At 60.0% G+C, this 12,911-nt stretch carries 7 protein-coding genes and 1 pseudogene; 4 read left to right on the top strand and 4 right to left on the bottom strand.

Going from position 1 to position 12,911, the window contains the following annotated elements; all coding sequences use genetic code 11:
• Positions 1 to 135 precede the first annotated feature (135 nt).
• From ACIOU6_RS00115 to ACIOU6_RS00100, 4 genes are read right to left on the bottom strand one after another with little or no spacing between them, the layout of a single operon-like run.
• A complete protein-coding gene (locus ACIOU6_RS00115) occupies positions 136 to 1,494 on the bottom strand; it encodes a hypothetical protein (protein ID WP_401132792.1) in 1,359 nt (452 codons plus the stop codon).
• Positions 1,491 to 7,799, bottom strand: a complete 6,309-nt coding sequence (locus tag ACIOU6_RS00110; RefSeq protein WP_401132789.1) for an AAA domain-containing protein — start codon at positions 7,797 to 7,799, stop codon at positions 1,491 to 1,493. Before ACIOU6_RS00110 ends, ACIOU6_RS00115 begins: the two co-directional genes overlap by 4 nt.
• 14 nt (positions 7,800 to 7,813) lie before the next feature.
• Positions 7,814 to 8,458 carry a 4Fe-4S single cluster domain-containing protein gene (locus tag ACIOU6_RS00105; RefSeq protein WP_401132786.1) on the bottom strand — a complete coding sequence of 215 codons (645 nt, stop codon included), beginning with the start codon at positions 8,456 to 8,458 and terminating at the stop codon, positions 7,814 to 7,816.
• Positions 8,459 to 8,460: 2 nt separating this feature from the next.
• Positions 8,461 to 10,293 (bottom strand): AAA family ATPase, encoded by a 1,833-nt coding sequence (locus ACIOU6_RS00100; protein ID WP_401132784.1) that lies wholly within the window; start codon positions 10,291 to 10,293, stop codon positions 8,461 to 8,463.
• A 560-nt stretch (positions 10,294 to 10,853) separates the two neighbouring features.
• On the opposite strand from ACIOU6_RS00100, the pseudogene ACIOU6_RS00095 reads away from it, so the two are divergent.
• From ACIOU6_RS00095 to ACIOU6_RS00080, 4 genes and pseudogenes are all read left to right on the top strand, one after another.
• A pseudogene (locus ACIOU6_RS00095) lies at positions 10,854 to 11,092 on the top strand (8-oxoguanine deaminase); the annotation flags it as partial.
• A gap of 102 nt (positions 11,093 to 11,194) precedes the next feature.
• On the top strand, positions 11,195 to 11,614 hold the full coding sequence (locus tag ACIOU6_RS00090; protein ID WP_401132781.1) for a LysR substrate-binding domain-containing protein: 420 nt from the start codon (positions 11,195 to 11,197) through the stop codon (positions 11,612 to 11,614).
• Positions 11,615 to 11,786: 172 nt separating this feature from the next.
• The gene (locus ACIOU6_RS00085) at positions 11,787 to 12,098 is read left to right on the top strand and encodes a DUF4258 domain-containing protein (RefSeq protein WP_319528038.1); all 312 of its coding nucleotides are present in this window, start codon (positions 11,787 to 11,789) and stop codon (positions 12,096 to 12,098) included.
• Positions 12,099 to 12,225: 127 nt separating this feature from the next.
• On the top strand, positions 12,226 to 12,906 hold the full coding sequence (locus ACIOU6_RS00080) for a VWA domain-containing protein (RefSeq protein WP_401132778.1): 681 nt from the start codon (positions 12,226 to 12,228) through the stop codon (positions 12,904 to 12,906).
• The last annotated feature ends 5 nt before the right edge of the window (positions 12,907 to 12,911 follow it).

Here is a 12,911-nt window from a genome sequence, read left to right as displayed (position 1 = left end):
GCTTGTCTTCTACACCTGATGCTGGATTGGGCCTTGAGGTAATGGCTACCAGACCCGATGCAAGCTCGTCGCGGCTCTGAGTTCCAGGCGGCAGAACATGTCAGCGATCGCTTTCGGTGGGATGGAGTTAGCGGTTCATTTATGAAGTGTCTTTTGCTGACCAGCGGTTGTTTCTACGCCAGGCTCGGAGACGTTCGTTTCTTTGAGTGGAACCTCACCTACCGAAAGCGCACGCTCGATGAGTAACTCGTTGCCCTTGTCTTTCAATAAGGCTTGCAGCCGTTGGAATTCTCCGCACCAGATGGTTTCAATGTCGCGATCCCGCGCCTTATCGCGATCAGTGCTGAGGGCTATGGCGCGGACCTGCAGACGTCCATTATCAGCTTTGCCGCCCACTTCCACTCCGTAGCCGGGGGTAGCGGCCTTGCGCAGCACGACCTTGCCGGTTTCCGCCCAGGCAGTCGCCATGCCTTCGCGCACTTCGTAGCCGAGGCTTGCCAAGCCCCCGAGCACGGCTTCGCGGCGGGAGAGGGCGGCCTGGTCCTGTAAGTGGGAAGCGATAAGCGTTTTACACTGCTCGATCAGTCCGGTGGTTACCGAGACGTCGGTGTCGGTTGTACAAGCGCTAACTTGATCGAGCAAGGTCGCGTGTTCGATGCCTGTGTAGGTTTTGGCATCGCTGGCCAGATCCTGCAGTTGTTCGAGACACTCGCGTTGGCGTCGGAAGTTTCTGGTGGACGCTGCGAGGTCGAGTACTAGGCTGTCGAGCAGCAGGTTACGCCGCTTGGCATCGGTTTCCGTTTCAGCTCTTTCCAGTGCCAGGAGGAACGGCGCGGCACGCTCAACGTCTTGTAGCAGTTGCAGCTCCACTATGTGGCGGTCAATGCGTAGCAGCCGTACGTCGCGCGTTGCATCCAGTTCCCGGACCGCAATCCATTCGCGCAGGGAAACCTCGTGTTCGTCGACCTTGAGTTGCTGCGCCAGGGCGCGTTGGGTATCGCTCAGGGTTGGCTTCTCGCTTGCTTTGCTCAAGTGGGCGAAACCGTCGGCCAGCAGACGTTCGGCATCTTCCCGACTGGCACCGCTGGCCAATCGTGAGAGGGACTTCAACAAGGCTTGATCGACACTTTCGGGATTGGCTTGCAAGGCGTCAAGCAGGGTTTCTGCGTTTTCCTGGACGCGTCGGTCGCGTTGGCGTCTCTCGGCCGCACGAATGATCGCCCGTTCTTCGCGGTCCTCCAAGTCACGGCGCAGGTGCTCGATCTCCACTGGTACGGCCTTCTGCAGTTCCGCCAATCGGTCTTCTGCCAGCAGAGCGCGAAGGCGAGCGTGTCGCTCCAGGGAGGCGGAGCGCTCCTGTTCACTGAGCTCACCAAGCCTCGTGGCCTGTGTTTGCCAGCGACCCACGGCGCGCTCCAGGCGTTGTAGGTGGCCTTCACAAATGGCGATTATTTCTTCGCGGGTAACAATGCGAACGACCTTGGGACCACTCATTGGCAGATTTCCGTATCAACTGAAGTAGGGCTGGGTTGCAGCGTCTGCTCGACCTGCATGGCGTGTTCGATTGCTTCACGCAGTCGTGAGCGTTCGCTGTCGCCGCTGTGATACCAGGCTTGCGATGACACACGATGGATGTGCGGGATGGCGCGGTGCAGCACGGACGGGCGCCAAATTTCCCGGGCGCGGGCACGTTCCAACAGATTATGGCAAGGCGCATCGCACTCGATGCCTATTGCGTACAGGCCCGTGCTTGGATTCTCGATGGCGAAATCGAGCCCGAAAGCGTCGCCTTCACTGGCGGGAGCCGCCTGCCATCCCAGGGAATGAATGAATTCACCGACCAGCCTGACAAAACCATCACTTTGCTGACCTTGCTCACGACGCTGGCTGCTGCTGCGGTCGGTCTGCAGGCGCTCCAGCAACTTGGTGCTGTTGCTGAACTCGCTCGAGGAGAGCGCGCGAGCATATTCCAGATAGCCTTGCAGATAGTCTCTCGGGCTGTTGGGCGCGCGGTGCGTGTTTAGCATGTCCGATATATCGGCGATTGGCATCGACGTGATCATCACCACCTTGCGACGCGCGCGGGTCACCGCCACGTTCAGGCGTCGTTCGCCCCCCGTCTGCCCCAGTACGCCGAAGCTACGGCGGAATGTGCCTTGGCTGTTGCGCCCAAAGGTGGAGGAGAAGACGATGATGTCGCGTTCATCCCCCTGCACGTTCTCCACGTTCTTGACGAACACCGACATGTCCTCGCCGTCTTCGCTGCGCTCGCGCTCCTGGGCGTAGGCGGCGCGGAACAGTTCATCCTGCTCTGCACGCTGCTCCAAGTGCTCCTCGATGAGGTCAGCCTGCTTGCGGTTGAAGGTGACGACACCCACCGAAGGGCGCTGGTCGTAGGGCTTCTGCCACAATTCGCTCAGGTACTCGACGACCCGTTCGGCTTCCTGGGCGTTACTCTGGTTCTGATACAGCCCGCCGACTTGGATCAGCTCCAGCGGCTTAATGCGTTGGATGTTCGCCTGCGGGTGACGGACAGGAACGTTCAGGCGATTGCCATAGAACGAAGCGTTGGAAAAGCCGATCAGTTCACGGTAGGCCGAACGGTAGTGGATCTGCAATGTGGTGCTGGGCAGGGCGTTGCGCGCCAGCTGCAGCAGGTCGGGGCAATCCTTGATCTCACGACGGTTCCAAGTGTCTTCGAACGCTTCGCGCTGTTCCTCATCCGCGTCGTCAGGTTCGTCGCCGTCAAACACTTCGGCTTCGTCGCTTTCGATGCGACTGGAAAAGAATGCCGTCGGCGGCATTTGCTTTTCATCGCCGCTGACAACAGTGACCTGACCGCGGAACAGGGTCGGCAGGGCGAACTCAACCGGCATCTGCGAGGCTTCGTCATAGATGACAGTATCGAACAGGCCTGCCTTGAGCGGCAGTACACGACTGGCGACGTCCGGGTTCATCAGCCACACCGGACGCAGGCTCATCAAACCGAGGTTACTACCCAGTTCGATGAATTCACGCAGGCGCCGCGAGCGTTTGCCAGTCAGGCGGGTAACATCCTCCCATTGTTTGCGATTGCCCAGGTTATCGAGGTTGATGCCTTTGGCCAGCAGCTCACGATTGAGCAGCCGCATCTGTGCGTCGGCTTGCGCGAGGCTGCCGACTTTGGCGCGGGCTTCGTCCTGGCTGAGCAGCAGTTCGGGATTGGTTTGCTCTACGCGGTGTTTCCAGCCCAGTCGGGCTTCGCGGTTGAGCAGGCGCCGCACTTCGGCTTCAAGTTGCTCGGGCGCAATGTTGTCCAACTGTTCCTGGCGTTGGCGCAGCAATGCGAGCAGCTCCAGGTCGGCTGCTGTCAACTGAGCGGCGCGCCCGCGGAATGCCTGGTAGGCGGCCAGGAAGGGCAGCGCTTCATGCAGCCGATCAAGAGACAGTTGATTGCTCAGATTGTGCTCGATGGCGTGCTGCAGTTGCTGCACCAGTTCTTCGCCCAGCCAGTCGCCGAGTATCTTGAGTTGCTCGAGGCTGGATTGGCGAACGCCATGGCGCATCAGCGAAGCATCGAGATCGCTGAGCAGCGCCTCGAGATGGTGTTTGTCGCCGGCGAGGGCGGCCTCGTCGGCCTGCCGAGCGCGAGGCGATTGCGCCAGCGCCATGGCCAGCGCCTGGATTTCCAGCAGGTGGCGGATGTCGCTCTTCACGAAGCTGATCAATTCCAGGCAGGCTTGCTGACTCACAGCTTCCAGTTCCAACGCCTGGTGCAGCGTACTCAACTCGGCGCGCAATGGTCGCCACTGGCTTTCAAGGCGGATGGCTGCCTGTAGGGTTGGTAGTGCTTCAATAACACGGCTTTCCCCCTGGCCCTGAAGGAAATTGCGCAGTCGGTTGCGCCGCAACAGATGCATCGGGTTGATGTTCGCCAACCAGGACCGGGCTGCCATGACTTTGGTGCAGTCTTGATCCAGATGCCTGAGGGCCTTGTTTTCGATCAGGCAGAGGGCCGGTGACAAGGCGGGGGCGTAGTGGTCCTGATCCAGTTGGCCGAGTTGCTGATCCAGTTGCTGTAGTTCACCGAGAATCGACTCTCCCCGTGGAGGTTGGCCCGCTTCGCGGCTGCGGAAAAGCGGTAGCCACCGCGCAAGGCGCAGACGTTGCTCTTGCTTCAGGTCGAGCAGGGCAGCGACATGGGCCGCTATCCAGTTACGGTACGGCGCCGGGTCGTCGATTTCGAAGCTGGCAGGGTGTGCTTGCAGCGTGGCCTGACGGTTGTGTTCGGCTTGGGTGAAACTGTGCAGATTGTCGGTGAAAGCCTGCAAAGTCGCCCGGTCGGCGGCGAACGACTGCAACTGGGCCAATGGGCTGCCTTCGTAGCGTGCGGGTAACCACAGGCGAATCAGAGGGGCGCAGCTTTCTTTCAAGCGGGTCAGGCTGGCGAGGTCCAAGGAGGCCAGGCGTTGGCGCAGGGCCGGAAACTCGAGCGGGGCCGGGCCGGATTCCAATTCAATCAACTCGCCGAGCAGCCTGCGATAGCTGAGGCCGGTATTCTCATCCAGGCGATGCAGGCTCTGGTGGAAGCGGTCGAGCTCGCCCTCCAGGGCCTCGATGCGAGCCGCGACCTGCTCGCGCTGGCGCTGCCAGCCCTGAGCCTGGCTGCCGTTCGTGAACAGGCTTTCCAGTTGTTCGCGAATACCGCGGATGACGGGCTCGCGGTCTCGGTTCACGTCATTGAGCATGACGATGCGTTGGCCAAGGCCCTCGGCGACCAGGCGTTTGTACACCACCTCGAGCGCCGCATGCTTCTGGCAGACGATAAGCAAGCTGCGCTGGCGGCCGATGGCGTCGGCGACCATGTTGACGATGGTCTGGCTCTTGCCGGTTCCAGGCGGCCCCTCGACCAGCAGTCCCGGGCTTTGTCGGGCCTGGATCACGGCCGCTTCCTGGGAGGGGTCGCTGGCCACGGTGAAATAGCGTTGCAGCTCGCCTGGAGGTGTCTCGTGCGTGGTTTCATCGGCGGTCTTGAGGCGCAACGCCGTTTCCAGGCCGGTACCGGCGGGCGACAGGGTTTTCAGTTGGCGCAGGTCCTCCCCGATGGCTTGTCCCATGAAGGTCACGTGAAACAGCACCGCCGCGCAGTCCAGCTCGTCTTGGTAGGGCGCGATCTCCACGCTGCTGGCGGGCAGGTTGCCAAGGGCGCGTGAGCGAATGGTGGCGAGCATGCCGAAGGCGTCCATCACATCCGTCGCACGAATTGACGAGCGGCCCAGCAGTTCATCGACGGTCTTGCGCCAACGTTTGCAGGTTTCGGCGCCGAGCACGCTTTCCAACGCGGGGTTGAGCCGCACTTCCTCGCGCTCACTGTCAAACGCCAAGGCGGCGTGACCACGAGAACCCAGTTCCAGCAGCAGCTTCACTGGCCATAGCAGCAGCGGGATAATCCGTGTGCGCGTGGTGCCGCGAGGGTCGCGATTGAGCAGGAAAGGGAAGCCCAGGTACAGGCCGTCGATGCCGGTGTCGCGTTTGTACAGCGCGCTTTGCCGGTACAGGGCATGCAGGCGCGATTCCAGCTGGCCGTTGAGCTGAAAACTCTCTGGGTCGAGGCTCACTGCCCGGGCATTACGTTGCAGCAGGTGATCGAGCAAAGCCGCGGCCGGACTGCGCTCGCTGTTCAGTTCACTGATGTCGACCCGTGCGGTGGTCTTGCCGATGCTCATACGCACCAGTGGCCCGCGCATCACTGCGGTCACCACCTTCTTCTCGAAGAAGTCGAGGATCTGTGAGACGTACTGCTGTTTCTGTGGTTCCAGCCAATGACTGGACGGGATGGCCAGCAACACCAGTGCCTGGGCCAACGGCATACGTCGCTCCAGGCGGAACTGCTCGGCCCACTCGTCCACTGCCGGCACGCCACACCGGGCAAAGCCTTGGATGCGTTCATCGACACTGCGGTACAGCTCAAGTCGCGAATGCAACAGCAGTTGGGTTGCCGCTTCGGAGTCGAACCAACCGACATCGGCAGCCCTGGCCAGCTCGGCGGCGGCCTCTACGATTGAGGCCCCCGAACGGAACTGACTGATCGCCGCGCTGAGCAGCACGATCAGGTCTTCTTCGGCGATCACCCGGCGCTCCGACAGAGAGCTCAGTCCCGGATGGTCGGTGTCTGGAAACAGGCGTTGGCGCTCTTGCCATTGCGTGGACAGCTTGGGTCGCGAGGTCGATAGCAGGAATATCCGCAGTTGCTCTTCGACCAACTCGATGTGTTGGTGCAGGGCACGCTGACGTACGTTTTCGGCGCGGGATTTGAGACGCGACAGCCAGTTGTCGGTCTGCAATTGCTCAAGCAGGTCCGGGACCGACCCGCTGATCAGACGATAGCCTTCCAGTGGGTGCTCCAGTAGCCATCCTGGTGTGACGATGTCGCCACGATGAATCAACGGGATTTCCGGATTGAGGATTCTCAGCGCCAGCATTAGACGGAAATCGTCCTCAATCCCTTCGTGCTGAACGACCTGACGCAAGCCGGCGACTAGAGAGGGGGCGAGACTGACCTGCTCGGCCCAGGTCACGATCACACCGCGTAGCAAATGGTCCAGAGCCTGTTGCCAGTTATCCGCCTGGGCTGCCGCCAGGGCGAATACGCCGGGCTTGTGGAAGCGGCGCTCGCCCAGCAGCAGGGTTGCACCTTCACCTTCGTCCGTTTGCTGGACGGAAGAGGCCGGAGCCTCGACCGTAATACCGTTGAGCCAGCCTTCGACCTGTGGCCATTGCCAGCGTTGATGACGGTCGCGCGCCAACAGACCTCGCAGCAGCAGGTGCAGGCGCGGGTCGAGGTCGTCGGGGATCGGTACTCCGTTGGCCAGCACGTGAATAAGAAATGCATTGGCATTGATGCCGTCGAAGCAGGCGCCCTGGGTCAGTTGCTCAAGCAGGATCATGCCCAGGCTCCACCAGTCCGAGGCAGCCGCAACGCCGCCTGCGATGGCTTCGGGCGCCATGTAGCGGCTGGTTTCCAGTGGCGATACGATGTCCAGGTCGAACTCGGACAGGCGTGCCGAGCCGAAGCCGCTGATGACCAGGTCCAGCGGTTCGCGGGAACGTACCAGCAGGCTGGCTGGGCGCAGGTCACGATGGCGCAGGCCAGCCTCGTTGAAAGCGTGCAGCGCCAGGCCCAGTTCGTTGACCACATGGTGCACGCTGTCGCTGTCGCGGATCACGCTGCCAAGTTCTGCCAGGCTCCCGCCGGTGAGTTCTTCAATGACCTCATAGGCACGGTCATCCCAGCGGCCGGTGGCAATGATTTCGGGGACGTGCTCGCGTGGCAGTCGGCGGATCACATCATAGATCGCCGGGTCCGGTTCGGCGCCGGGTCGATACAGGGTCAGGACCGCTTGTTGCTCGGTTTCCTCGTGCTTGGCGAGGTATCGTTCTCGCACGCCGTCGGTACTGCTGATCTGACGAATCAGCCGCCAACCATCGATCAGGGTCTGGGCGATGCCCTCTGGTTCGCTGCTGTCTGGCTGGGCGTCGTAGGACGTTACTTGCGCAAGTGAGCTGCCACATTCAAGGCACATCAGGTCACCATCGACCATCGGGTGACCATTTTCGCAGAGCAGGTCAGGGACATTCCCCTGAGACGGACTGACTGGCGGGAGGGTTTCCTCGGTGAAGACGGCTTGCGGCCGCCAGCCGGCGGCACGAATGGGTTCGCCAGCGAGGTCCCAGCCGCAGGGTTGTTCCTGAATGAGCCCTTCGCAGAACATTTCCTGGAGGGCGCGCTCGGTTTTGCAGTTAGGGCAGAAACGTATCATGGGGTGTGCTCCACTCAGCGGCGTCGCGACGCGTGTGCGCTGATCTGTAAATGATGGCCTTGTTCATGCAGCAGATCGCGTAAGCGCAATAGATCGTCACGTCGTGGGATGCCGGCCATCCAGACGCTGCCACTTTCGTCAAACATCAGGTCGAGCGCCTTGTCGGTGGGTTCGAGCGGGCGTTCGTAATGAACCAGGCGTGCCCGGCCCAGTGGCGTGAGCAGGCTCAGGCGTTGATTGTCACTGCCGCGCAAGGCCATGGTCTGACTGAGTGCTTCGATATAAGGGTCGCTGATCAAGGCATCTATCAAGCCCTTGGTCTGGAGCAACGACTCATTGAGTTGCTCCAGGGAGTAGCCACTGTAGACCAGGATGTCGAGCTCGCTGAGCCGACGCAGGCCTTCGAGCAGTGATCGCAGGGCGTCGAACTGGTCAAACGGTTCCCCTCCGGAAATGGTGATTCCTTCGGCCTCGTGCAGCCAGGGGGTTATCTGTTCAAGCAGTTGCTCCAGCGACAAGCGTCGGTGCCATGGCCCCCAGGTATCGGCAGAGATGCATCCTGGACAGCGGATGCTGCAGCCCTGGAACCATATACCAATACGCCGCCCCGGGCCGAGGGTAGTGACCGGAAAATGCATGCGCGACAGGCTAAGGTCCATGTTCAGCGACGTTCCATCTTCAGTCCAGTGATGTCCAACTCGGTGATCGTGAAGTGCTCGCCCGGTTGCGCGTCCTGATCGAACAGTGCCCGCGATAGGGGATTGAGCAGGCGTGCCTCTAACTGGTTGCGGATGCCCCGGCCACCGTTGGACAGGTCCTGCAGACAGAGGCTGTGCAGTGTCTGGCGTGCCTGGGGGGCCAATTCGATAAACAGGTTCTGTCCCTGCAGGTCGTCGAAGGTGGCGTTGACCATTTGTTCGAAGATCTGCACTGCAACGCCTTCGCGAATGAAGTCGAAGACGATGATGTTTTCGCCGATTCGATTGAGGATTTCTGGACGATTGAGCACGAGCTTGAAATACCGGTCGATCTCGCTGTGCACCTTCTCCTGGACTTGCTCGAAGGCTTCGCCAGGCAGGACGTTGGCAACGCGTTCGCCATTGTCGCCCTGGCGATAGATTCCCAGGTTGGAAGTGAACACGATCAGGGCCTCCGAAAAGTACACCCGATCACCGCGGCCTGAAGTCAGCACCCCGTCGTCGAGGATCTGCAGGAACTTGTCGAGAATCCGTGGGTGGGCTTTTTCGATTTCATCGAATAACACCACGCTGAACGGTTTCTCGCGGATAGCATTGGTCAGCTCACCGCCGACGTCATAGCCGACGTAGCCGGGCGGTGCGCCGATAAGGCGTTGATCGGCATGCTCGGCGCTGAACTCCGACATGTCGAAGCGGATATATGCACTTTCGTCGCCGAACAGCAGGCTGGTAATCGTTTTGGCGAGTTCGGTCTTGCCTACGCCGGTCGGTCCCGCGAGAAAGGCTACGCCCCGTGGACGGTTGCCCTTGCGACTGGCGCCGACGCCTGTCATCGCACGCTTGACGATGTCGAGCATGTGCGTCACCGCATGCTCCTGGCCTTTGACACGCTGATGCACGACCGCGTCCGCATGCCGGATACGCTGACGGTCGATCTTCAGCCACGGGTCCTCGGTGACACCGATCTTGTAGCGGCGCACCGCATCGGCAATCTGTTCCATGGCTACACCCTCGACCCGCGCCAGTTGCGCAATGGCGCTGAGATCGAGCAGCAGCAATCCCTCGGTGTTCTGGACGAAGGCTTCTACAGCCTGATGCATGACCACTTCGCTGGCGCCCTGGCTGCCACTGAGCCCTTTGAGCAACGCCGGTGCCAATGCACGGCGGGACAATTGATCAGGTTTGGACACGGGGATGTGGCGCAGGCGTGGGTTGTCGACCAGCAACCAGTCGGGCAAATCACCTTCTTTTTCCACCAGCCATAGCAGGGTATTGAAGAACGGTTTGCGCAGCTCCGTGGCCGGACGGCTGCGAGCCTGATGGGATTGCACCAGGGCCTGGGTGAAGAGCTGGTGTTCAGCCGCGCTGAGGGAGTCGTTGCGAACCACCAGGCGCGAGGCGAAGTCGATGATCAGCGCGATAGGTTCGCCAGCACGACCCACCAGTCGTGGCAGGGTGGCGCCCAGCAGATCGATACCTGCGGGTGCTACGCCATTTACCGGAGTCAGGCCAAGTTCCTGAAGCAACGTCTGGCCGGCTTCAGGGGCGGAACCGGGTTTGTCGACTACCCGGAAACCCGACACGGGATCCCAGGCGATGACCTGGGTGTAGCCAGCATCGAGTAGGGCATTACAGAGGGTTTGGTTGAAGCTCTGCGCGGTCACCGTGCCGGGCGTCACTTCACTGGCCTGCAGGTCGCGGATGTTGCCAGACAGGACGAATTGGCTCTTCAGCGGCAAGAAGCGGAGAAGATCTCGTAGCCAACGTGGGCTTTCAAATATGGCAATCCCTGACATGTTTCAGCTCGTAACGTTGGGGCGGTACGGGCAGGGTATTGCTCAATGCGCCCATTTGCCAGTGCGCTGTTACGAAAAGTTGCGTTGAGAGAGCGTTTCTGAGGGGGCGTTCGTTTCATCGGCTGGAAACAGCCACGAGTGATATTTCGCGAGGGGAGTGTTGAACCTTGAACTGTGGGCAACTATGTCAAAGTCCCCACAGCATGCTCTCAGATATGCCCCCCAAGTATCCCATCCTCTGGAAGTGTGTAGATCTCCATGGCCCGTGAAAAACCAGAAATGATCAGATTAACAGCCTTCCAGACGATCCCTAAAGACTGTCAGGGTCGCCGAAGAACATTTTGACTGGGCTCTAGCACGGTGCTTTCAGCTAAAAGAAATCAAGTTATGCCCCCATTTTTGCCCCCATTCGCACCGGGTGTTCAAGCGATCGCGAACGGCGATTTCTGACGGGCTCCAGTATGACAGTGCCTGGCTTCCAGTGTAATTCCGTTTGGGATTCAGTGTAGGTTGGGGGATTCTTGGCGCAGATGAGTATGGTCGTTTGAGATACCGCTTTGATCGGCCACTGCCCGTGCTCGAACATACGCCTTGGCCCGGGCACCACGACAATCCGCAAGATGCGCGATCACTGTGTGCCGGTGGGCCCAGGGGGCGGCGGCTCGGCTTCCAACAATGGCGCCAGCATGATTGGCGCGGTGCACCAGGCCTGCTTCTGTAGCAGGTCGGTTTCGACCCTTATGCGATAACTGCGTGGGAAGCACCGGAATTTGTCACCCTGGGCGGCGCCAAGGTGCTCATTGTTGGCGCTGATGCAGAATTGCCCTACCTGCTGGGGCAAGACTACCCCAACATGGATAGGTAGATACCCAGCACAGACGGCCGTAGCCTTGAAGGCTGCTTGGGTCAGAGTTTTTTCGGCAGATGGGTCAATTCTTCATCAGCGCCTACAGATTGCGTCTCACCGGCCGACCTGGACAGCTTGCCCGCCATCAACATCGACCCGGGTTATGGGCGCTCAATCCACGACACGCTTGCGCACTACCTGTCGCACCACGGCGTGACGGTCGGTCATATCTATCCTTCGTCCAACCCGCTGATGAGCATCAACCTGGTGGCGGCCGGCCTGGGTTACACCTTGCTTCCGGCCTATGCCGAAAACTTCATGCCCAAGGATGTGATCTCCCGGCCACTGTCCGGTGATTTGCCCATGAGCGAATTGCTGATGGTGAGCCCTCGCGATGCCAGTGCCAGTACGCCGGCTACGCATCATTTGCTCAAGCTGGTTCGGGAGCTTGGGAGTCCTGCGGCCGTCTGCTGAAGTTGGATATTTTTGGTAAATAATTTTACGCGTTAGTAAAATAATTTATCGTCAATTGGTTCATGTAGAAAAATGAACATTTCATAAATCATTGAATATAAAAGAAAAAAGCTAAATTTATTTTTTGGCACGATCTTCGCTATTCCTAGGTACACCTAGTAGGAGATCAGTGATGTCCAAGCAGACCGGCAGTAACTTCCAACTGACTCACCACGCCATCCAACGCATGCAGCAGCGGGGTATTTCGCTGCTGCAGATCGAAGCGGTGCTCACTTACGGCCGCACTATTCAGGAGGGGCGGGTGGTGCGCCAGATGATCGGCAGGAACGAAGTAGCCCAATACAGCCGCGAAGGAATCAACCTGTCTGCGATGCAGGGCGTTCACCTCGTTCTGGCGGAGGATGGTTCAGTGATCACCGCTTTTCGCAGCCAATCCCTGCGCCGTTATCGTGCTCCCCGTCGACGCCCAGTGGTATGGCGGTGATGTGGCCGCCGGCTAAAAAAATCAATGAAATGAAGTCATTTTGATATCATTTGGCGCGACAATCTTATGGTGCTGGAAGCGTCCTGCCAAAGCACTGGATCAAGCGCGCTTATGAAAGGAGGCAAGCATGTTCGACCCTAGTCAATTCAGCGTAACCAAAGCCCGTCCCATTCCCGTGTACCTGCTGCTCGATACCAGTGGCAGCATGCAGGGTGCGAAGATCGACAGCCTGAACGAGGCCGTTCGCCAGATGCTTGCCAGTTTTGCCGAGCAAGAGCTGGCTGAGTCCATCATCGAGGTCGGCATCATTACTTTCGGTGGCGACCAAGCGGTCCTGGTGCACCGCCTGGTCCGTGCCGGGGCTCTCAATTTCCAGCCACTTCAGGCGGCCGGGATGACACCCATGGGGGATGCTCTTGGTTTGATCAAGTCGCTGGTGGAAGACCGTCGGGTCACGCCATCCAATGCCTATCGTCCCACGGTGATACTGGTCTCCGATGGTGAGCCGAATGACCAGTGGGAGCAGCCGTTGGCGGCGTTTATTGGCCAAGGGCGCAGTGCCAAATGTGACCGGATGGCAATGGCCATCGGTAAGGATAACCAGGCCACTGTCCTCAAGCGCTATACCGAAGGCACCGGGCACCCCCTGTTTACGGCCACGGACGCCAGACAGCTCCATGGCTTCTTCCGGCAAGTGACGATGAGCGTGGTGGCACGGCTGTATTCGCTCAACCCCAACGAAGTGTCCCGGTTGCCAGACCCTCCGGCGGGCCAGGCAGCGGCCGCCGATGATCTCGGAATCTGGTAAAGGAG

Source organism: Pseudomonas sp. NPDC087615 (assembly GCF_044743445.1).
GTDB classification, from domain to species: Bacteria; Pseudomonadota; Gammaproteobacteria; order Pseudomonadales; family Pseudomonadaceae; genus Aquipseudomonas; species Aquipseudomonas baetica_A.
Note: the sequence above shows the minus strand (reverse complement) of the source record. Positions and strands in the feature narration are given on the sequence as shown.

What these genes read in the sequence shown, in the direction of transcription:
- ACIOU6_RS00100 (WP_401132784.1), bottom strand. Translation starts at nt 10,293, where the DNA reads ATGTCAGGGATTGCCATATTTGAAAGCCCACGTTGGCTACGAGATCTT.
- ACIOU6_RS00080 (WP_401132778.1), top strand. Translation starts at nt 12,226, where the DNA reads ATGTTCGACCCTAGTCAATTCAGCGTAACCAAAGCCCGTCCCATTCCC.
- ACIOU6_RS00085 (WP_319528038.1), top strand. Translation starts at nt 11,787, where the DNA reads ATGTCCAAGCAGACCGGCAGTAACTTCCAACTGACTCACCACGCCATC.
- ACIOU6_RS00110 (WP_401132789.1), bottom strand. Translation starts at nt 7,799, where the DNA reads ATGATACGTTTCTGCCCTAACTGCAAAACCGAGCGCGCCCTCCAGGAA.
- ACIOU6_RS00105 (WP_401132786.1), bottom strand. Translation starts at nt 8,458, where the DNA reads ATGGACCTTAGCCTGTCGCGCATGCATTTTCCGGTCACTACCCTCGGC.
- ACIOU6_RS00115 (WP_401132792.1), bottom strand. Translation starts at nt 1,494, where the DNA reads ATGAGTGGTCCCAAGGTCGTTCGCATTGTTACCCGCGAAGAAATAATC.